The 21,614-nt window shown below is 67.6% G+C and carries 16 protein-coding genes; 5 read left to right on the top strand and 11 right to left on the bottom strand.

Translation table 11 applies throughout. The features are described from left to right. Positions 1-9: 9 nt before the first annotated feature. From PX554_RS00230 to PX554_RS00220, 3 genes are read right to left on the bottom strand one after another with little or no spacing between them, the layout of a single operon-like run. A complete protein-coding gene (locus PX554_RS00230; protein WP_275497935.1) occupies positions 10-288 on the bottom strand; it encodes a DUF3734 domain-containing protein in 279 nt (92 codons plus the stop codon). Beyond that, on the bottom strand, positions 224-1,048 hold the full coding sequence (locus PX554_RS00225; protein ID WP_275497934.1) for a patatin-like phospholipase family protein: 825 nt from the start codon (positions 1,046-1,048) through the stop codon (positions 224-226). Before PX554_RS00225 ends, PX554_RS00230 begins: the two co-directional genes overlap by 65 nt. After that, a complete protein-coding gene (locus tag PX554_RS00220) occupies positions 1,045-2,064 on the bottom strand; it encodes an SDR family oxidoreductase (RefSeq protein WP_275497932.1) in 1,020 nt (339 codons plus the stop codon). The genes PX554_RS00225 and PX554_RS00220 overlap by 4 nt, the downstream gene beginning before the upstream one ends. Before the next feature lie 192 nt (positions 2,065-2,256). On the opposite strand from PX554_RS00220, the gene PX554_RS00215 reads away from it, so the two are divergent. Continuing rightward, a complete protein-coding gene (locus PX554_RS00215) occupies positions 2,257-2,457 on the top strand; it encodes a hypothetical protein (protein ID WP_275497931.1) in 201 nt (66 codons plus the stop codon). Positions 2,458-2,536: 79 nt separating this feature from the next. Here the strand turns inward: PX554_RS00215 and htpG are convergent, their stop codons facing one another. After that, entirely contained in the window at positions 2,537-4,423 is a 1,887-nt protein-coding gene (gene htpG, locus PX554_RS00210) for a molecular chaperone HtpG (RefSeq protein ID WP_275497929.1), read from the bottom strand. A gap of 163 nt (positions 4,424-4,586) precedes the next feature. Here htpG and PX554_RS00205 point away from each other — a divergent pair, with 163 nt between their 5' ends. Next, positions 4,587-5,390 carry a SirB1 family protein gene (locus PX554_RS00205; protein ID WP_275497927.1) on the top strand — a complete coding sequence of 268 codons (804 nt, stop codon included), beginning with the start codon at positions 4,587-4,589 and terminating at the stop codon, positions 5,388-5,390. A gap of 12 nt (positions 5,391-5,402) precedes the next feature. Here PX554_RS00205 and PX554_RS00200 read toward each other — a convergent pair whose 3' ends face one another. Together PX554_RS00200 and PX554_RS00195 are read right to left on the bottom strand one after the other, a co-directional pair. Beyond that, positions 5,403-6,005 (bottom strand): septal ring lytic transglycosylase RlpA family protein, encoded by a 603-nt coding sequence (locus PX554_RS00200; RefSeq protein WP_275497926.1) that lies wholly within the window; start codon positions 6,003-6,005, stop codon positions 5,403-5,405. A gap of 51 nt (positions 6,006-6,056) precedes the next feature. After that, complete coding sequence (locus tag PX554_RS00195; protein WP_275497924.1) at positions 6,057-6,356, bottom strand: hypothetical protein; 300 nt, start codon at positions 6,354-6,356, stop codon at positions 6,057-6,059. Positions 6,357-6,529: 173 nt separating this feature from the next. On the opposite strand from PX554_RS00195, the gene PX554_RS00190 reads away from it, so the two are divergent. From PX554_RS00190 to PX554_RS00180, 3 genes are all read left to right on the top strand, one after another. Then, positions 6,530-7,534 carry a glycoside hydrolase family 43 protein gene (locus PX554_RS00190; protein ID WP_275497922.1) on the top strand — a complete coding sequence of 335 codons (1,005 nt, stop codon included), beginning with the start codon at positions 6,530-6,532 and terminating at the stop codon, positions 7,532-7,534. A gap of 62 nt (positions 7,535-7,596) precedes the next feature. Further along, the gene (locus PX554_RS00185) at positions 7,597-9,600 is read left to right on the top strand and encodes a glycoside hydrolase family 97 protein (RefSeq protein WP_275497921.1); all 2,004 of its coding nucleotides are present in this window, start codon (positions 7,597-7,599) and stop codon (positions 9,598-9,600) included. An 82-nt stretch (positions 9,601-9,682) separates the two neighbouring features. Next, complete coding sequence (locus tag PX554_RS00180) at positions 9,683-11,803, top strand: right-handed parallel beta-helix repeat-containing protein (protein WP_275497919.1); 2,121 nt, start codon at positions 9,683-9,685, stop codon at positions 11,801-11,803. 10 nt (positions 11,804-11,813) lie between these two features. On the opposite strand, the gene PX554_RS00175 is transcribed toward PX554_RS00180, so the two are convergent. The 5 genes from PX554_RS00175 to PX554_RS00155 are packed head-to-tail and all read right to left on the bottom strand — an operon-like array spanning position 11,814 to position 21,021. Next, entirely contained in the window at positions 11,814-13,193 is a 1,380-nt protein-coding gene (locus PX554_RS00175; RefSeq protein WP_275497916.1) for a family 43 glycosylhydrolase, read from the bottom strand. Further along, positions 13,186-14,847, bottom strand: coding sequence for an alpha-L-fucosidase (locus PX554_RS00170; RefSeq protein WP_275497914.1), 1,662 nt, complete (start codon positions 14,845-14,847; stop codon positions 13,186-13,188). Before PX554_RS00170 ends, PX554_RS00175 begins: the two co-directional genes overlap by 8 nt. Before the next feature lie 33 nt (positions 14,848-14,880). Then, positions 14,881-16,014 carry an acyltransferase family protein gene (locus PX554_RS00165; RefSeq protein ID WP_275497913.1) on the bottom strand — a complete coding sequence of 378 codons (1,134 nt, stop codon included), beginning with the start codon at positions 16,012-16,014 and terminating at the stop codon, positions 14,881-14,883. Then, on the bottom strand, positions 16,011-18,287 hold the full coding sequence (locus tag PX554_RS00160) for an alpha-N-acetylglucosaminidase (protein WP_275497911.1): 2,277 nt from the start codon (positions 18,285-18,287) through the stop codon (positions 16,011-16,013). Before PX554_RS00160 ends, PX554_RS00165 begins: the two co-directional genes overlap by 4 nt. A gap of 37 nt (positions 18,288-18,324) precedes the next feature. Continuing rightward, positions 18,325-21,021 (bottom strand): TonB-dependent receptor, encoded by a 2,697-nt coding sequence (locus PX554_RS00155; RefSeq protein ID WP_275497908.1) that lies wholly within the window; start codon positions 21,019-21,021, stop codon positions 18,325-18,327. Positions 21,022-21,614 lie beyond the last annotated feature (593 nt).

The following is a 21,614-nucleotide window of genomic DNA, read 5'->3' as shown; positions in this document are numbered from 1 at the left end:
ACGCCCGGGTCAGCCTTCCAGGTCGACGACGTTCAACCCCGGCGCGCCGATCGCCACGGCCCCGGCCTGGATGCGCGCGGCGATACGCCGGCCAGCGGCGCGCCCGGCCGCCCAACGCTGCTCGATCGTCGATCCCGAGAAGTCGAGCGCCTTGCCCGCCACCTCGTCGTCCTGCTCGGTATAGGCGACCCTCAGCAACGCTAACCGGCTCTCGCCGTGCTGGTCATACGCGGCCTGCCACCGTGCGATCGTGCGGCGGGATTGTGCCGCGAAGATCAGATCCTGCATGCGGCTGGCGGCTTCGCCGAGCGTCGCCGGCAGCGGCCCGCACAACGGCAGGAGATCGACGGCGATGCACAGGGTCGGCCGCGCGGGCGCATCGGCCAGCACGGGATCGAGCGGGAGGTTCGCCGACAGCCCGCCATCGACCATCCCAGCGGCCGTCGATCTCGACCGGCGGGAACACGACCGGCAGCGCGGCACTGGCACGGATGTGATCCGGTCCGATCGCCCGGTGCCGGCTGTCGAAGGCGACATCGGCTCCGGTCTCGAGATCGACCGCCGTCGCGGTGAACCGGCACGGGCCGGCATTCAAAAGATCGAAATCGATCAGCCGCGCGAGCGTGACGCCGAGTTGGTCGGTCTCGAAGAGGGACGGCTTGGCGTCGGTCCACGGCGTGAGCGAGGACAGAAGCGGTCCGAACGCGCCCGGCCGTCCGGCCGCCGCCGTCCAGGCGACCGCCGTGGTCCGTCGGGCGGTTTCGATCGCGGATGGAAGCCACGGCGTCGCCATGCCCGTCGCGCCCAGCGGGTTCGGGCGCCAGAACGCCCGCAGCGTCTCGATCCTTCGGTCTGGCGCCAATCCGGCGATCAGTGCGCCGTTGATCGCGCCGATCGAAGCGCCGACCACCCAATCGGGCTGGAGGCCGTGCGTGTGCAGCGTCTCGGACACACCCGCTTCGAACGCCCCGAGCGCGTTGCCGCCGCTCAGCACGAGCACGACATCGAAGTCGCGTTCCGCTTTCGGAGCGGCGGTGTCGGGCGTCATCGCCGCGCCCGCATCATGCGCGCGCCGAGGGCCAGCGCCGCTCCCCCGCTCAGTATCCCCAGCATCACCATCGGCGATGCCGCTTTCTGGATCTGCAACGCAACGCTCGAACCCCGCGCGCTGGCGTGCCGGCTGCCGCGCAGGGCGTTCGCGCGGGGATGGTAGAGATTGTCCCACCGCGCCGGGTCTCCCGCATCGCCGGGCTCTTGTTGCTGCCGCGTGCCGGCCACCGCCATGATCGCGTCGGTAAGGCGCGGCGCCGCGCGTCCGAGCAGCGAGGACAGCAGCCCGCCGCCACCGGCATATAGCGTCCGGCGCGGGGTGGCGCAGGCGAACAGGATCGCATCGGCGACGACCTCCGGCGTGTAGAGCGGCGGCGGCAAGCGCGCCGGCTCATCCATGAAGTTGCGGGCATGTTCGGGGAAGGGTGTGTCGACCGCGCCCGGCTTGATCAGAGTCACCGAAATGCCGGCGCCCGCCTGTTCGAGTTCCATGCGCAGCGTGTCGGTAAGCGCCTGGACCGCGTGCTTCGTCGCGCAATATGGCCCCTGTTGCACGATCGCGCGATCGCCGAGGATCGAGCCGACGTTGACGATCGCGCCGCCCCCGCGCGCCCGCAGATGCCGCGCCGCGACCAGCGAACCGTGGAGGACGCCGAAATAATTGACGTCGAACACGCGGCGATGGTCCGCGATCGGCACTCGCTCGAGCGTCCCGTAGGTACCCGTGCCGGCGTTGTTGACCCAGGTATCGAAGCCACCGAACGCCGCGACGGCGACCGTGACGATCCGCTCGACCGCGACGGGGTCGCTCACGTCGGCGGCGCAGATGGCGATACGCGCGCCCTTGGCGGAAAGCCGCTCGTGGAGCGCGTCGAGCGCGGCACGGTCGCGCGCCACGGCGACCACGGCGGCGCCTCGGGCAGTCGCGGCTTCGACGGTCGCGAGGCCGTTGCCGCTGGTCGCCCCCGTCACGACGAGCACCTGCTCGCGGAGCGGCTTCAATGGGATCGCCATGTCATGTCCTTGGCCGGTGTGGAGCGGCGTGCGCCGCGCGGTGTCGGTCGATGCGGGCGGCAGACGCGCCCGTCGCCCTAACGATCAACGCCGCAGAAAGGGGGCATGATCGTTTCGCGCGATCGTTTCCGCATCGGCCGGGCCCGATCCGCGCGCCCGCTCGTTGAGGGATCACCGATATGGGAGTGTAGCATGTCCGACGATCGAGCGAACACGAACGAGGGTGCGGATCCCTCGAACGACATCCACAAGCAGAACCCCGGCGGAACGACGACGAACGACCTCACGCGCGGGCAGGAAGACGGCAGCGACGCGGCCGATGAAGCCGAGGAGATGGAAGAGGCCCAGAAAGAGGCCGCCGAGGAACGCGAGGAAAACGGCGGCTACCAATAGGCGCGGGAGTCCGGCCCCGACGCGGTGAGGCGTCGGGGCCGACAGCGCTATTCAGGGCGGCGAGCGGTCGCCGCCCCGATCAGCCGATGCCGCGCTGCAACGCGCGCATCAATCGCGCCGAGAACGCGCGCGGATCGACCGGGAGTTCGCCGTCGGCGATCCGGGCTTCGTCGAACAGCAGGTGCGCCGCGTCGGCGCGCGCGTCCGTGTCGCCCGTCTCGAGTCCGCTCAGCTTCTCGATGAGCGCGTGGCGCGGGTTGATCTCCAGCACCGGCTTCGCCGCCGCGTCGAGCCTGCCGGCGCCGGCAAGCAGCTTCTCGAGCTGGCGGTCCATGCCATGTTCGGGCGCGACGAGGCAGACCGCGCTCTCGGTGAGCCGATCGGACGCGCGCACGTCGGCGACCGCGTCACCCAGCGTCTCCTTCACGAACGCGATAAATCCGTTCACCGCCTCGGAAGCGGCCGGGGCCGGCTGTTCGCCGTCCGCGTGCGGGATCAGGCTGAGATCGGCGAGCCCCTGCGTCACCGATTTGAACGGCTTGCCTTCATAGTCCATCCCCGAGGTGACCCAGAAGCTGTCCACCTGGTCGGCGAGCAGCAAGACCTCGATCCCGCGCGCGCGGAAGCCTTCGAGTTGCGGGGAGGTGGCAAGACGATCGAGATCGGTGCCGGTCGCATAATAGATCGCGGTCTGATTGTCCTTCAGGCCGGCGACATAGTCCTTGAGCGAACGCCATTCGCCCCCCGACGCGGTGGTCTTGAAGCGCGCGAGCCCGAGCAACGTCTCGCGCCGCGCGTAATCCTCGTAGAGACCCTCCTTGAGAACCGCGCCGAAATTCTCCCAGAGCTTGACGTAGCGGTCGGCATCACTGGTCGAGAGCTTGTCGAGTTCCGACAGGACACGGTTCGCTACGGCTTTCTGGATCGCGGCGAGAACCGGGCTTTCCTGAATCATCTCGCGCGAGACGTTGAGCGGGAGATCGTTCGAATCGACCAGGCCGCGCACGAAACGCAGGTAGCGTGGCAGGATCTGCGCCTCGTCGGTGATGAACACCCGGCGCACATAGAGTTTCATGCGGCCGGCGCGGTCGGGATCGAACAGGTCGAACGGCTTGGTCTCGGGCACGAACGCGAGCACGGTATATTCGTGCAGCCCTTCGGCGCGGTAGTGCAGCGTCAGCGCCGGCTCGTCGAACTGCCCGGCCGCGCTGCGATAGAAATCCTTGTAGTCCTCGGCCGTGATCTCGGATTTCGGCTTGGTCCACAGCGCCGCGCCGTCGGCGATCTGCTTCGGCTCGGCGTCCGGTGCGTCCTTCAGAAAGATCGGCACCGGCACATGGCCCGACTGGGTCTTGATGGTGCGCTCGACCGTGTAGCTCTCGGTATAGCTCGTCGCGTCCTCTTTCAGATGCAGCAGCACGCGGGTGCCGCGCGCCGGCGCATCGGCGGTGTCGACCGGCTGGATCGTATAGGTGCCCAGGCCATCGGACGCCCAGGACGCGGCGGTATCTGTGCCGGCGCGGCGCGAAATCACCTCGACCCGGTCGGCGACCATGAACGCCGAATAGAAACCCACGCCGAACTGGCCGATCAGATGGCTCTCCTGCGCGTCCTTGGCGCCGGCGATCTTGTCCATGAACGCCTTGGTGCCCGAGCGCGCGATCGTGCCGAGCGCATCGGCGAGTTCGGCTTCGCTCATGCCGATGCCATTGTCCTCGATCGTCACGCGCCGGGCTTCGGCATCGAGCGTCACGGTGATGCGCGGCTGCCCGTCGTCGCCGAGCAGGGCGGGGTCGCTCAGCCCCTCGTAGCGGAGCTTCTCGCACGCGTCCGCCGCGTTCGAGATCAGTTCGCGCAGGAAGACGTCTTTGTCCGAATAGACAGAATGCACCATGAGGTGCAGCAGCTTGGCGACATCGGCTTCGAAGGAACGGGTTTCCGGCGCGGCTTCGGTCGTCGTGGTCATGCTGTTTCCCAATGATCTCCAAAGGTGGGTCGCGCAGCAGATGGCCGATGACCCCGCACCTTTCAAGATCGCGCCCCGGCATCGCGCGTCATGTTTTCAGGCCGCGCCGGTCGGGTCCGCGACCCGGCTTGGCGCGCGCCGGCGGCGCCCCCATCTATCGGCCATGCTCGAAGATGTGATCCGCCTTGGCCTCGTCGATGAAGACGAGATCGTGCTCGATGAAGCCGCGCTGTCGCTGGCGCGGCTGGACCACCCGGATGTGGATGAAGGACCATACCACCGCCTGCTCGAAGCCGTGGCGGTCCGGCTCGAGACGATCGGCGAGGGCGCCGCCACCGCGCACGAGCGCGCGGCGGCGCTGTCGTCTGTGCTCGCCGACGCGTTCGGCTTCGCGGGCGACGAGACGACCTATGACGATCCGGCGAACGCCGATCTGATCCGCGTGATCGATCGGCGTCGCGGCCTGCCGGTCAGCCTGTCGATCCTGTACGTGTCCGCCGCGCGGCGGCTCGGCTGGGCGGCCAACGTGCTGGACGTGCCGGGCCATGTCCTCGTGTTGGTCGGTGATGAGAGCGCGCCGGTGATCGTCGATCCGTTTCGCGGCGGCGCTCTGGTGGAACCGGAGGATCTCGGCGCGCTGTTGATGGCGGCGAGCCCCGGCCCGTCGCCCGCCGTCCGCCAGGTAGCGGCCATGCCGAACCGTGCGGTTCTGGTCAGGCTGCTGCTCAACCAGGCGATCCGGGCGGAGCGGTCGGGGAAGGGGCGTCGTGCGCTCGAACTCTACACGCGCATGACGATGATGGCGCCGGATCATGGGCCGGCATGGTGGGAGCGCGCCCGGCTCGAAGGCATCGACGGCGACGTGGCCGCGGCGAGGAACAGCCTTACGTCCCTGCTCGAAGTGACGCGCGACCCCGAACTGCGCGCCCGCGTGGCGGAGACGCTCACCGCGCTCGTAGCGCCCTGACGCGGCCGGCCGTCACCGCCCGGCGGCCCGCCGCGTCGGCCCGGTCACGGTCATCCCGGCGGCCTCGAATTGTCGGCGCAGCGTATCGAGGACCGGCTGTGTCACCGGCGGAAGCTCGGGGGTCGGTTTGCCCTTGAGCAAGCGCCGGCGCTCGGCGTCGGATGGCTCGATCCGGCGCACGCGCACCGCCGCTTGACCCGCCGCGCGAATGCCGAGCCGCTCGGCGGCGCCGCGTGACAAATCGATGATTCGCGGCCCCGGAATGAACGGGCCACGGTCGTTGATCCGCACGACGATCCGCCGCCCGGTGGCGAGCGCCGTGACTTCGACATAGGTCGGCAGCGGCAGCGTCGTATGCGCGGCGGTGATCCAGTCGGGACGGAAACGCTCGCCGTTCGCGGTCCGGTTGCCTGATTCGCTGCCGTACCAGCTCGCATAGCCGAGCATGTCATAGGTAGGGTCGGCGGCCGGCACGAACGTCGTGCCGCGCACGACATAGGGTTTGCCGATCCGAACCGGAACGTCGCTCGGGGGTCGGAATGTGCCGCCGGCGCATGCGGAGAGCGCGAGTGCGCCGGCAAGACATGCCGATCGGGGTAACGCGAGGCCAAACATGGGTTGAGTGTAGGCCAGCCCCGCGCCGGCGAAAAGCGGTCACGCGCGCGGTCAGTCGCGGAGTTCGCTCGCCCCGAACTCGTGGAACACGTCTTCGATATCCTCGGCCATGTCCACATCGTCGAGCGTGACGGTGATTTTGACGCCGCCGTTCAACGCCGCGTCCTCCTCGCTGCCGTCCTCGAATTCGGTCTCGAGATCGGCGCCGCTCGCCTCGCTGCCGGCGCTATTCTCATCCGACGCGCTCTCGATCACGATATCGTCGCGGTCGATATCATGCTCCTGGACGAGATGTTCCACCGCGAGTTCCGCCTCGCGCCGCGTTTCGAAGGTCGCCGTGATCGTCGCCATGTCAGTCTCCCTGGTCTCGTGATGATGCCAGCGCCAACGCGCGCGCGCCGATTTGGTCGCGTGCGAGGATCGCGGAAATCGTCGTTCGCGAGATGCCCGCGCGCGGTCCGTCACCTGTTGACGCGGCGTTTTGTCGGACTATTGTTAACGCTAACGAAGAATAGGGGATGATGATGGGACGGACATTCGGTGCGACGGCTCTCGTGGTGCTGGCGGCGTTGACGGCGGGGCCGTCCGGTGCGGCGGATCAGCCGAGGCCGGCTCCCGGATCGAACCCGATCGTCCGCGACAAGTTCACCGCCGATCCGGCGCCGCTCGTCGTGGGCAACACGCTCTACCTCTACGTCGATCATGACGAGGCGCAGCGCGACGAGATGTTCAACATGCGCGAGTGGCTGGTCTATTCGACCACCGACATGAAGACCTGGACCGCGCACCCCCCGGTCATGAAGGTCAGCGATTTCAAATGGGCCAAGAAAGACGCCTGGGCGCCGCAAGCGATCGAGAAGAACGGCAAGTTCTATTTCTACGCCCCCGTCGAACACGATAACACGCACCCCGGCAAGGCGATCGGTGTCGCGGTTTCGGACAAGCCGACCGGCCCGTTCGTCGATGCGCGCGGGTCGGCGCTCATCACCAACGAGATGACGCCCAAGGGGCCGCACAGTTGGGAGGACATCGACCCGACCGTGCTGACCGACACCGACGGCACCACCTGGATCGCCTGGGGCAACCGCAATTGCTACATCGCCAAGCTCAAGCCCAACATGATCGAGCTCGACGGCCCGATCACCGAGATCACGCCGCCGCATTACGAAGAGGGGCCGTGGCTGCATAAGCGCGGCAAGATGTACTATCTCACCTACGCGTCGCTCGATCGCGCGACCCAGCGCGACGAGCATGTCTCCTACGCGACCGCGCCGGCGATCACTGGACCGTGGACGTATCGCGGCGAACTGACCGGATCGGGCAAGTACAGCTTCACGATCCATCCCGGCATCGCCGAGTTCAAGGGCAATTGGTACCTGTTCCTGCACAATGCGAACATCGCGATCGGTGACCAGAGCGGGGCGATCGGGCGGCGCGCGGTCACCGTCGAATATCTCCATTACAATCCCGACGGCACGATGAAGCCCGTGGTCCAGACCGAGGCAGGAGTCTCGGCGCCGCCCAAGTAAGGCGCCGGCAGGTCGCGCCGCCACAGCCGGCCGGCGTCGCCGCGATTCGAACGAGGGGGAAGATGATGAGACTGCTACCGATCCTGCTCGCGGCGGTCGCCACGCTCGCGCCGGCGATGGCGAACGCGCAGACGCCGCCCGTCGTGGTCTCGCCCGATGGCCGCACGCGGCTGGAGATCGACGCGGCCTCCGGGCTGCGCTACCGCGTCGTGCGCGACGGCGCCGAAGTGATCGCCACCTCGCCGATCGGAATGGTGACGAGCCAGGGCGGTTTCGGCACCAGCGAGTCCGCCGTCACATCGTCGGAGGCGAGCGCGGTCAACGACACGTACGTTCCGGTCGCGGGCAAGGCGAGCCGCGTCGCCGACCGCTACAATCAGGTCGTGCTGCACCTCACGCGCGGCAAGGACGGCGTCACCTATGATCTCGTCGCGCGCGCATATGATGACGGCGTCGCCTTCCGCTTCGTGGTCGCCGCGCAGCCCCGCTTCGACGCCCTCGACGTGTATTGGGAAACGACCGGCTTCTATTTCCCGGCCGATTACGCGTGCTGGGGCGCGAACAGCGGTCGGTTCGAGAATTCGCACGAGACCGAGTTCGATCCGATCAAGGCGTCGGCGATGCGCGGCTTCCACCTCTATGACGCGCCGCTGCTGTGCCGGACCGGCAAGGGCGAGACCAGCTTCGCCATCGTCGAGGCCGACAAACGCGACTATCCCGGCGCATATTACGCGCGGCGTGCCGATGCCGGCTTGGGCGTCAACGTCGCGCTGACGTCGCGGCGCGACAACATTCCCGACAGCCCCGCGTTCAAAGTGTCCGCGCACGCCGCGCTCACGCAGGGGCCGCTGCTGACGCCGTGGCGGACGGTGATGATCGCCAATCGGCCCGGCGACCTGATCGAATCGAGCCTCGTCCAGCTTCTCGCCGCGCCTTCGGCGATCGCGGACACGAGCTGGATCAAGCCGGGCAAGTCCGCCTGGGACTGGTGGAACGGCTGGGCCGTCAACGTCCCAAATCCTGGCATCAACACCGCGACCTACCGGGCCTATATCGATTTCGCCAAGGCGATGGGCCTCGAATACATCCTGATCGACGAGGGCTGGTACAAGGGCAGTTCGGAAGGGCCGCGCCCGGCGGACGTCACCGTGCCCGTGCCGGCGGTCGATATCCCCGGTCTCGTCAAATACGGCGCCGAGCGCAATGTAGGGGTGTGGGTGTGGCTGCAGTGGAAGCAGCTCCAGCGCCAGCTCGATGCCGCTTTGCCGTTGTACGAGGCATGGGGCATCAAGGGCATCAAGGTCGATTTCATGGACCGCAACGACCAGGAAATGGTCGAATTCTACCATGAACTGCTCTCCAAGGCGGCGGCGCATCACCTGATGGTGGATCTGCACGGCGCCTATCCGCCCGACGGGCTGCTGCGCACCTATCCCAATTTCGTGACCCAGGAAGGCGTGCTCGGCGCCGAGTATAACAAATTCGGCGCGCGCATCACCGCGACGCACAACGTCACCTTGCCCTTCACCCGCATGTTGCTCGGGCCGATGGATTATACGCCCGGCGGCTTCCGCGCGCTGCCGCCGGCCGAGTTCGCGACCAAGCACCGGCTGCTGCGCCCCTATGTCCAGACCACGCGCGGGCAGGCGATCGCGATGTACGTCGTCTATGAATCACCGCTGGTGATGCTGTCGGACAGCCCGGACGCCTATATCGGCGCGGATGGCCGGCTGACCGACGGCGCCGACTTTCTCAAGCAGGTGCCGACGAGCTGGGATGAGACCCGCTTCATTTCGGGCGAGATCGGCCAGTCGATCGTGCTCGCGCGCCGCAAGGGCGATCGCTGGTATATCGGTGCGATGACCAACGAGCAGGGGCGCAAGATCTCCGTGCCGCTGGCGACGCTGGGAGCCGGCAAGCGCTGGCGCGCGCGCATCTGGCAGGACGGCGCGGATATGAACCACCTCAAGACGTCCACTACGCTGGTCCAGTCGCGCGACCATGTCCAACTCACCCTCGCGCCATCGGGCGGGGCGGCAATGGTGCTGGAACCGGCGGGCGACTAGGCGCCGGGCCGGCCCCATCCGCCCTCCAGAATCTCGCGAACGAAGCCGGCCGCGCCGGCACTATAAAACAGGAGCAGGATTGGTGAGTTCAGAGCAAGAGCAGCGAAGCGCCGCGTCCGCCACGGATGCGCGCGAGGGCGTCGATCGGCGCGGCTTCCTCGAAAGCGCGGCGTGGATCGGCGCGCTCGCCGGCGTCGGAGCGTGGGATCAGGCCGCCGCAGCGCCGCGTGGCGAGACCGTCGCGGACGATGCGCGCCTGCCCGATGGCTCGCGCTTCCGGCGCTGGGATCGGCCGCTGACCTTCTCCAAGACCTATTATGTCGACAACACCGCGTCGAACGCCGACGATGCCGGCCCCGGCAACGCGACACGGCCCTTCCGCACGATCGGCAAGGCCGCCGAAATCCTCCAGCCGGGCGAGCGGGTCATCATCGCGGCGGGCACCTACCGCGAATGCGTCCGTCCCGCGCGCGGCGGCACCAGCCCGGCGCGGATGATAAGCTACGAAGCCGCACCGGGCGCGACCGTCCATATCACCGGCTCGGAAGTGCTGAAGGATGGCTGGCAACAGGAAACGGTAACGCCCGGTTTCCCCTTTCCTGGCAGCCCGGCCGGGCCGGGCGTCACAGTGTGGCGTCACGACCTCACCGGCGCATTGTTTCCGGATGCCTATAATCCGTTCGCGCTCCCCAGCATCATGGGATCATGGGGATGGCTGGACGGCGCGACCGCCGATCTGGGGCCGTATCTGCGCCGGCGCGGGCTGGTGTTCGTCGATGGCAAACCGCTCGAGCCGATGGAGCAGCTTCGCGAACTCGCGATGCCCGATCTGCCGCCGATGCCCGACTTCACGCGCGCGGCGGTGCCGGAAAACGGAATGCCGGCGCGGCGGCGCGGCGGGCCGATCATGCAGGAAATCGGCGGTGCCCCCACCGCGCGCTTCTGGGCCGATCATGCCGGCACGGCGGTGTACGTGCGGCTTGCGTCGGGCACGCCCGCCGATCACCAGATCGAAGTCACCACCCGCCAGCACGCCTTCATCCCCGCGCGCAGCGGCACCGGCTTCATCCGGGTCAAGGGGATCACCTTTCGGCACGCGGGAAACGCCTATCCGTTCCCGCAATACGGCATGGTCTCGCTCGCCGGCGGCGATCACTGGATCTTGGAGGGCAATACGTTCGAATGGGCGAACGGCATCGGTCTGGCCATCGGCAGCGACGGCAACAGCGCCGGGGCGCCGCAGCCCGGTACGTCGATCGTCGTGCGCGGCAACACCATTCGCTACTGCGGCGTCGAGGGGATCGGCGGCATGGGCACCACCGATGCGCTGATCGAGGATAATCTGATCGAATGGTGCGGCTGGGCCGATGCGGAACGCGGCTGGGAGGCGGCGGGCGCCAAGTTCCACCGCGCGAGGAACATGCTGTTCCGCCGCAATGTCATCCGTCACATGCGCCATGCCAATGCGGCGTGGTGGGATGTCGATAACGACAATTGCCGCGTCACCCGCAACGTCGTCGCCGACGTGCTGACGGTCAGCGCCGCCGTCCATTTCGAAATGACGCCGGCGCGCAACATGATCGACACCAACATCGTCTGGGACGTGCGCAACGCCGAACCCGGTACGCCGGGGCAGCGCGGGTGCGCGGGGTCGGGCATCTTCGACAATGCGAGCAGCAACCTCGTCATCGCGCAGAATTTGATCGGCCGCTGCGACAACGCGGGCGTTTTCACCATTGTCCGGCCTGACCGCCGCCGCCCGGTGGCGGACAACAACGAGGTCGCGAACAACATTTTCGTCGCCTGCAAGTCGGCGATGGTCTTCCTCAGTACGAACAATCGGTCGGACGGCAATGTGTACGTCGACATGCCGAACGACTTTCTCGGCATTCTGCCGGAGCCGCAGACCGTCGCCTCCGCCCCCGATGCGTGGCGTCGGGTGCGGTACAGTGATCTGGCGAGCTGGCGCAGCGCCTACGGCTGGGACCGGACCTCGCTCGCCGCCGACGCGCGGATCGCGTTCGATTCCGCCACGCTGACGCTCACCGTCTCGACCACGGCTCGTCTGCCCCGGCTGCGTGCGCCGGGCGGGATAGAGACCGACATTCGCGGCAGGGCGACCGGTCCGACGCGAATCGCGGGTCCGCTCGCCGATCTCCGCAGCGGGCAGTCCCTGGTGATCGACCCCCGGCTGAACCCCTGACGGGGCGGCGTCACTCGATCGTCCACTCCAGCAGGCTCGCCGGCGTGACATGCAGGCGCAGGTAACGCGCCGTAACGGCATGGCGCAGCACGATCGGCGAGCCGCTCCGCGCCACCTCGGCGAGGGCGGTGTTCCAATGCCGCCCATCGCGCGAGCTTTCGAGCGTGACACGCACCGGGCGGGTCGGGAAAAGCGGGCGTAACCGGCTTTCCCGCAGCGTCCGTTCGCGCCCGAGATCGGCCTGCAACCACGGTGCGGGATCGTCGGCGCGTGCCGCCCAGCCGGTCGCGTACGAGTCGTCGTCGGCGCGCTCGGGCGAATGCGCGGCGTCGCGCGCGCTCGACGCGCTGGCGCGCCACGCGAGCCCGGCATCGCGCCGCCGCGCCGTGCCGGGAATGTCCGCACCGTCATGCGTCGGCGTCACCGGCGCGATCCGGTCCCCGGTGATCGTCAGCGCGTCGACCGCGACCTGGCGCAGCACCGCGCCATCGGCGGGCGGCCAGGGCAGGCTCTGCCGATGATAGAGGATGAAGGCGCGGCCGTGGTCGCGGAAGATGGCGTGGTGGCCGGGGCTGATGATCTGCCGGTCGGCATGCGTTTCCAGGATCGGGCTGTTCGGCGCTTCGGTGAACGGCCCCATCGGTGACGTGCCGACCGCGTAGCGCACCTGATACGTATCCTTGGTGGTATTGCCCCAACTATAGGTCAGCAGGTAGGATTTGCCCGATTTGATGAGGAACGGCGCTTCGAAATAATGCGCCGGGGTGCAATCCTTCGGCGCGCCGTCCAGCTTCGTCATGCTGCTGTCGAGCCGCGCGACGAAACAGCGCCCGTTGACCCAGTTCAGCCCCGATCCCCACACGAGATATGCCGTGCCGTCATCGTCGACGAACGCTTCGGCGTCGATCATGTGATAGCCGGGGCGGAAGTTCCCTGGGATCAGCGGCTTGCCGCCGTTCGCGTCGGACCACGGGCCAGCCGGGGAGGGGGCGCTTCCGACCCAGATCTCGCTCCCGACCGAGACGTACATATACCACCGGCCGTTGGCGGCCCGCACGACGGAGGGGGCCCACACCTTCGCATCGCCCGAGGTCGGGCTGGTCGCGGCGGCCTTGGCCGGCCATGCCGGGGTCGAGAAGGTCCAGTTGCGGAAATCGTCAGAGGTCCACAAGCCGAGACGGTCGTCGCCCCACGGATCGATCGTCGCGTAGATGTACCATCGCCCCTTGTCATGGACGATCGAGGGATCGGCGAAATAGCCCGGCAACAGCGGGTTGCGTGCGCCGGGCGCGTCCCACCGGGTCGCCGGCGGCGGCGCCGCCGCGCCGGCAACGGGGGCGGTCAAGGCCAGCCCGACCGCCCACGCCACCACGCGGCGCATGTCACGCATCCGGCAGACTCCCTTCGGTCAGCCCGCTCCCGGACAGCACCAGCGCCACCCCGATCGCGTTGCGCCGCGCCGCCGGCACCGTCACCTCGAGCGCCGTGTCGGTCTGGCGAAACGCGAGCGGCGCCGGATCGCCGGGCAGGGCCACGCGCATGATCCGCCCGCGCCCCACCGCGTTCCCGCTCGCGAACAGCCTCAGGCGCACCACGCCGTCGTCGGGCCAGCCCAGCACCAGCGCGTGTACGTCGTCACCACGGCGGACGTAGCGAACGTCTCGCGCCGTATAGGGCGATTTCGGCCCGCTTTCGGCGAACATGCCCGATACCGGCTTGGTCGGCCCTTCCCCGTGGAGCCGCCAGGGCCGCGTGCCGTAGATCGCCTGGCCATAGAGCCGCATCCACCCCGCGATCTCACCGAGGATCTTCTCCTCCTTCTCGTCGATCGTGCCGTCGCCGCGCATCGGCACGCTGAGCAGGAGGTTGCCGTTCTTCGACACGACATCGCACAAGGTATGCACCACCGTCGCCGCGCTCTTGTAGCCGTCGCGGTCGTAGAGCGCGCGGTCGTAATGCCAGTTGCCCAGGCAGGTGTCGGTCTGCCACGGATAGGTTTCGATGTTCGCCTTGCCGCCGCGCTCGACATCCTCCACCAGCCCCATGCGATGCTCTGCCGGCATCATCTTGGCGTTGAGCACGGCCTCCAGCCGGCCGTTCGCGCGGGCGCGGCTGGCATTGTAGAAATGCGCGGCCACCTCCAACCCGGTCTGCCCGAAGGGCAGGCCGAAATTGTCGAAATACAGCAGATCCGGCCCGTAGCGGTCGATCAGCTCGCGGCAGCGCTGCGCCCAGGCGCGGACGAACGCCGCCTTCGCCGCCGGCGCCTCCTCCACCCACAATTCGTCGGTGCGCGCGTGGATGGCATCGGCTTCCGCGATCGTGCGGACTCCGGCCGGCAGCGGCAGGGTGCGGCCGGTGTAGAGCGCCTGCGGGTCGAGCCCGTCCCACCACGTGTCACGCCCGTCGCGCGCGGTCAGGCGATCGGCGTCGTAGCGTTGGCCGGCATGCGGCCCCTCGGGGTCATAGCCGTAGGCGGGCTGCAGCCAATGCCACGCATGCGCGCCGTGGTTCGAGACGCCGAAACGCAGGCCGCGCGCCCGCGCCGCGCGCTGCCACGTGCCGATGATGTCGCGGCGCGGCCCGACCCGCGTCGTGTTCCAGCCGTGCGAGGACGCGAACGTATCGACATTGTCGTGGTGGTTCGCCAGCGCGACGAAATAGCGCGCGCCGGCGGCGACATAGAGATCGAGCAGCCGTTCGGGCTGCCAGCGTTCGGCGCGCCATTTGCCGATGATCTCCAGATAGCCGACCTCGCTCGGGTGGCCGTATTTGGCGACATGGGCTTTGTTCGCGCGCGTGCCCTGCAGGTACATGTTGCGCGCGTACCAATCGCCTTCCTCCGGCACGCACTGCGCGCTCCAGTGCGCCCAGATGCCGAACTTGGCGTCGCGGAACCACTCGGGCGCGCGATAGCCCTGTGTCAGCGATCCCCAGTCCGGCGTGAAGGCGGGGGCGGCCGCGCGCGCGCCCTGCGCCGCCGCCGGCAGGGCGAGACCGGCACCTGCGACCGTACCGATCGCGTCACGACGATTGACGATCATGCGAAACCTCCATCGTGGCGCAGCGGCGCCGGTTCATGCCTTCAGTATCAGGCCCTTGCGGTCCATCCACCATCCTACCGACCAGCACAGCATGGTATAGGCAAGGGCGCACAGCAACGATCCGAAAGCGCCAGGCGCGATCCGCTGGAACAGTTCGATGCCGATCCAGCCGTACAGGCCGCCGTCCGGCCCCGTGTCGATCATGTTGATCGCCGTCACGAACAGTTCCGAAAACAGATAGATGGCGAGCGGGTTGCGGCCGAGGATGATGAAGAAGCGCGTACCCCGCCGCACGCCGATGATCTCGACCAGAGCGATGATCGCGGCCAGCGCGACGCAATCGATGCCGATGGTGAGCAGCACGTAGGAGCCGGTCCACAGCTTCTTGGCGAGCGGGAACCACGGCGACCATGCCAGTCCCGCGACGATCAGCGCCACACCGATCACCGCCATCGTGCGTGTCGTCCGCGCCAGATCGCCGCCGCGCTGCACCGCCAGCCCGGCGAGATAGCCGGCCAGCACGTTGACGATCGCCGGCAGCGTGCCGAGCAGCCCCTCGGGATCGAAGCCGCCGTCTTTCTTGTAGAGGTGCCCCGGCCCGAACAGCCACAGGTCCAGCCGCGTACCGATCGTGCCGAACTTGTCATAGGCCATGCCCGGCGGCGACAGGAACACGAGCATCGCCCAATAGCCGAGCAGCAGCAGCGCGCTCGCGATCAAAATCTGGCGCACGCCGAGCCAGCGCACCAGCAGGCCGGCGGCGACATAGCATAAGGCGAGCCGCTGCAGCACGCCGGGCACGCGGGTCAGCGCGAACGGGATCGGTGCCCAGCCGGCCTCGCCGCGCGCGACGAACGGGAACCAGTACATCAGGAACCCGAGCGCGAAGATGATCGCGCCGCGCTTCAACAGCCGCGCCAGATACGGTGCGGTCTCGATGCGCCGCCGGCTCGCGAAGCTCATCGCATTGCCCATTGCGAACAGGAAGCTCGGGAAGATCGCGTCGGCCATCGTGAAGCCGAACCATTTGGCGTGGACCAGCGTCGGATAGGCCGGCGCCCCCGGCCCGGCGGTGTTGACCAGGATCATCAGGAAGATGGTGAGGCCGCGAAACACATCGAGCGCGGTGAAGCGGCGCGGATTGGACGGAGCGAGCGTGTCGGTCATGGCTGGTCCGCGTCGGCGAGCAACCGGCCGAGGCCCGCGAGCGGTGCCGCCGGGCGGCGCCGTGGCCACACGCGGCCGTCCCTGAGCCAGCCTTGCTCCCACGCCTTGACCGCCGCTGTAGCCGCCGCCTCGTCGAACGGCTGATGCGCGAGCGCGGCCTTGCGTTGCGCGGCGAGGAAGATCTGCCAGCGTGGCAGGTAGTATCCGGCGTACAGCCCCTGCCATGCGCGCGAGGCGTAATCCGAGAGATTGCCCTCGCCACCCCAGACGGTGACGATCGCCTTGGCCTGTTCCTCGAACGCATCCTTCTCGGCGCGCGTGTCGCCATAAGCGCGCGCGTCCGCGATCCAACTGCCGAGCGTTTCCTGCTGGTTGCCGATCAGCGCGTCGATCTCCCGCGCCAGCCGCGCGGCGGCGGCGGCGGCGGCGTCACCGCGGGTCACATCGCCCGCCGCATAGGCGGCGACGGCGCCGCGCAGCCGCGCGTCGAGCTTGAGGCTGGCGTAATGGCGCGCGAAATCGACGAGATCGTAGGTGAACAGGGGAGCGGGCTGGCGTGGGCGGCTGGCCAGCAGGCCGGCGATCCCGTCGCGCAACGCCGCCGGATCGCCGGGCGCGGCGGGATAGTCCGCGCCGGCCAGCGTCGGGCGTTTGAAGAACAGATACGCACCCGCCTTGTTCTGCCACCAGCGCGGCGTCCAGTAGCGTGTGGAATATGCGCCCGCGATCACCTTGCTCCACGCCGCGATCAGTCCGGGCGACGCGCTTCCATAGCGCGCGCGAGCATAGTCCGCGATCCACTCCGCGACGGGGCGCCGCGCATCCTCGCCCCAGGCGAGATCATAAGCGTAGGTATAGACGACCGAATTGCTGTGCAGTCCCTCCGGGAACAGCCCGAAGCCGGTCAGCTTTCCGCGCACCGGGCTCGTCGCCAGCGCCGCCAGATCGTCGCGGTAGAAACCGAGATCGCCATAGACGGGGTTGCTGCCGCCATAATTGTGGACATAGCCATAGACCCAGTTCTTGCCGTCGAACGCGCCGCTTGTCCGCCAGATGCCGGGATAGCGATCATTGCCGATGTCGAGCACCAGCATCCGTGCGTCGGGAACGCGGCTCAGGAACGCGCGGATCGCCTCGGGCGTCCAGAACGTCTTGTCGGCGCCGAACAGCCAGCCCTGCATCACCCATGTGGCACCGGGGGCGGCGGCGGTGACCGACTGGAACAGCTTCTCGCCATATGCCGCCAGCCGCGCGTCGCGCACCGGGGCGGGCAGGGCGGCGGCGCGGGTCGCGGCGGAATTGGCGATGCTGTCCCCATATTTGGCGGCGCTCGCATCGCTGCCGTCCTCAGCGATCGGCGGCACCATCTCGTTGAAGGCATCGGCGAGGTAATAGTCCCCCGCGCCATAGGTCTGCGTGTAGAGCTGCGTGAACCGCTTCGCCAGCGTGGCGAACAACGGGTCGGACGGGTCGAGCCAATAGGTCGGCGCGAACCCCTCCCACGCGCGCATCCGGTAGATGCGGGCCTCGGGGTGCCGCTCCGCGAACGCCTTGGGCACATAGCCGGAGAACGCCGGCAGGATCGGCTTCATGCCCAGGTCGCGCATCCGGGCGAGGATGCGAAGCTGCAACCGGTGTTTCTTCTCGATCCACCCCGCCGGCAGCGGCGCGCGATACCCGGCGATGTTGCCCATCCGCTGCCACGGCAGAAACGGTGCGGCGGACAGGCCCGCGGCGATGGTGGCGTCGTCCAGCCCCTGATCGCGCCACAGCGCGCGCCAGACGTAGTCCTGCCCCTCCATCGCCAGCGGCGTATCGATGCCGCGCGCGGCCATCCAGTCGATCTCGTCGGACCATCGCCGCCACGTCCACCACGGCGTCGTATAGCCGAAGGTGCAGGTGTTGAGATATGTGCGCAGCGTGAAGGCAGAGGCGACCGGTCCGGTATCGCCCGCCGGCAGATTGGTGAGCGGCGCGACGCGGCGCCCTTCCCAACTGACCGACAGGCGGCCGTGCCTCTGCAGATATTGCGCGGCGCCGTGTACCAGCGCGACGGCGGACGATCCTTCGACCGTCATCCGGCCCGCCGCCACCCGCACCCGGTAATAGGGCGTTGCCGCCGGCCGGATCGCCAGAGTGATCCGACCGGCGGGGATGCCGAGCCGCCCAAGCGATTCCCGCGCCGGAAAGGTATCGCGGGGTTGCGCCTGGGCGGCACCGGCCGCCGCCAGCAGCAAGAGACCATAGATACAGGGTGGAAACGGCCTCTTCACGGCTGGGGCGATCGCTCTTCTTGGCTGGACGTTCGGATCAGAACCGGGCGGTTGCGGACAGATAGAAGGTCCGGCCCGTGCGGCTGGCCAACTGGAACGTGTCCTCGTTGGTCTGATAGGCGTCTTCGTGCGTGTTGTTGAGGTTGATGATGCCACCGGTGAAGCTCAGGAACTTCGTCGGCGTGAAGCCCAGCGCGAGGTCCATCTGCGTGCGCGCGCGCACCGTATGGATTTCGCCGCCGTTGACGAAGAAGCTGTCGGCCGCGTCCTGCTGGTACGAACTGCGGTGGTTGACCGAGAAGCGCACGCTGAACATCTCGTTTTCCCAATAGGGCGTCAGGTTCCAGGTCAGCTTGGAAAGGTCGCGCAGGTGGAAGCCGGTGCCCGCCGCCGGGCTATCGGCGTCGACATAGGTGATGTTGCCGGTCGCGCCGAACCCTTTGAGCGGCAGGAACGGATCGAAGTTCTGCGATGCGGAAAATTCCACGCCCTTGATGTGGATCGTGCTGCTGTCGTTCAGCACGCGGCTGAAGCTGTAGTCGGTGCGCAGGTCGGCCGACTGGCAGTTGGTGGTCTGTCCGTTGAGCGCGACGCCGTTGTATGAGGTCGGGCAGTAGAATTGGGTGAAGGTGCCGTTCTTCACCGCCTTGTAGAAGCCGGCGAGGCTGATCGAATTGCCCGCGCCGTAATAATATTCGAGGCTGATGTCGGCCTGGTTGGCGGTCAGCGGCTTCAGCCGCGATTCGCCCTGCGCCACCGAAACGCTGGGGCGTGAACTGCTGGTCGAGGTGCTGATCGTGTCCGCCATTTGCGTCTGGCTGTTGAGCAGCGGGCGCACCAGCACCTTGGCGAGCGCGAGCCGCGCGACCAGCTTGGGGGTGAGGTCGAGCGCGAACGAGGCGCTCGGCAGGACGTTGCCGTAGTCCTGGACGACATGCTCCTGCCCGATCAGCGTCGCGCTGCTGTCGGTGCCGTTGGTGATGCTGGTCGTGACGTTCTGATGCGTGTGTTCATACCGCACGCCGATGTTGCCGCGCAGCCGCTTGCCGCCGATGTCGCCGTCGATGTTGAGCATGCCGTACACCGAGGGGATGTAGCGGTCGACGCGGTAGGTGTTCGGCCAGTCGCGTGTGTCGGGCACGGTGATGCCGTGCTGCGCGAGTACCGATTGCCACAATGGCGCGTTCACCGACAGGAACGTGCCGGGGACGCCCATCGCATTGCCGAGGAAATTGGTGACCGGCACGCCCGTGGTCGCCAGATCCGGGATATAGGCATATTCGGGGTAGGTGACGCGGTCGCTCACGTCGCCGTCGCGGTCATGGCGATAGGCGTCGGTCTGGAAGCTCTCGTGGTGATATTTCGCGCCGAACACCAGCGCCTTCACGCCATGCCAGCCGATGTCGCGCGTCACGTCGAGCTGCCCGGCGGTATCCTTGGCGGACTGGATGTGCGTGGCGCCGTCGAGGAACGCGAACCAGGTGCGGTTGGCGGTCGTGTAGGGCGCACCGCTGGTCACGCTCTGCGTGTTGAACTTGACGTTGCTCGGATCGGAAATGTCGAGCGTGCCGCCGCCGGCGAAATGGACCTCGTCGATCGACGCCCATTCATAGAGATGCGCGTCGCCCTGCGTATAATGGCCGACGCCGTGGATCTTCCAGCCTTCGGCCGGTTCCCAGTTGATCGTGCCGGTATAGGCCTGGCTCGCGAGGTTGCGCAGTTCGGGCTGGTCGTTGTTGTCGACGTTGAAGTCGCTGATCGAGATCTTGTCCGCGACACGGTTCGCGACGTGGTTGACCGTCACCGCCGATGTCGCCCAGCGGCCGAACACCAACTGGCGCGTGTCGTAGGTGGTGTGGTCCTTCGAATATTCGCCCTGCAACAGCACTTCGAAGTTCGAGGTCGGCTGCCACTGGATCGCGCCGCTCGCCATCAACTGCTCGGTATCGCGGTCGATGCGGCGGAAGCGCAGGTTGCCGGGAACATAGGCGTCGGGCAGCAGCACGCCGGGATCATACCAGTTCTTGATGAACAGATAATCGCCGCGGTCGCGCAGCTTCTGGAAGCCGACGTTGACCATCACGCCGAGCGTACCGCCCGCGAACTGGTTGACATAGGCGCCGCTGACCTTCGGCGTCACCCCGCCGCGATACTCCGAATCATAGCCTTTCACGCCGAGGATGAAGTGCGGGCCCTTGTAGCCCAGCGGCTTGACCGTATCGATGTTGACCGTGCCGGAAAGGCCGCCGGTGTCCATGTCGGCGGTCGGCGACTTGATGACCTGGATCGCGCTGGCGAGATCGGTCTGGATGATGTCGTAGCGGAAGCCGTCCTTGAAGTCGGCGCTGGCGAAGGTCTGCCCGTTGATCGTGGTGCGCGCATATTGCGCGCCCAGGCCGCGGATGCTGATCGTCGAGCCACGCCCGTTGATGTTCGACATCTGCACGCCGGCGATCCGCTGGATCGCCTCGGTGATGTTCTGCGCGGGGAACTTGCCGATATCCTCGGCGGAGATGCCGTCGGAGATGCGGATGTCGCGGCGCTTGGCGTCGGCGGCCGACCGGAGGCTCTCGCGAAAGCCGGTGACGGTGATGTCGGGGCCGACCGTCTCGTCGCTCTGCGCGCCCACGCCCGCCGGCGCTGTGACGTCCGCCGCTACCGCGCCGCCGGCCGGCACCGTCTGCGCGTCGGCGGGCGTGATCGCGGCGATCGCGGCGACGCAACTCGTCGCCAACAGCCATTCCCTCGCACCGATTGCCCGCTTGCCTGCTCGCATACCGTACATCGTCAAACCCCCTCTGCGTTATCGTCGGTTACGTGCGGCGCCCGGACCTTCCGCCCGTTTTCGCCCCACCGGAATCCTGCGGCTGTAATGCGAGTGTCACGGAGAAGTCTGCCGCCTGTCAAGCGGAAACAAAGACAAAAACATAACATTTAAAAGCGAAAACGCGAATTGGTATCGCAACCACGAGGAAAACAATCGCCCTATCAAGGCGATGGCCGGGTGCGGAACATATCCCGGCCGGGGCTGGGCTACGGCAGATCGGTACTGGGGGCAGGGGAATATGTCACCGAATCGCACAGAAAGTATCAACTATGTGAACGTCAGCGACGTAAAGTTACGATCGACGGCCCGTCGTTCGGCTGGGACTCGTTCGACGCCGTCCCGCAACGTCCGAAAATGGAATGGCGTGTCCACCCGAAGCCGAACGCTAAAAATACACATAAGATACCATTGTCATGACATCCGAACCATGCATAATGCCCCGCATGCCGGCTGCCGTCCCGAGGGGCGGGGCGTCTCCTTGGACGCGCGGCGCCGTTCCT

The organism is Sphingomonas pollutisoli (assembly GCF_029167165.1).
Classification (GTDB): domain Bacteria; phylum Pseudomonadota; class Alphaproteobacteria; order Sphingomonadales; family Sphingomonadaceae; genus Sphingomonas; species Sphingomonas pollutisoli.
This window is presented reverse-complemented; position numbering and strand designations above follow the sequence as displayed.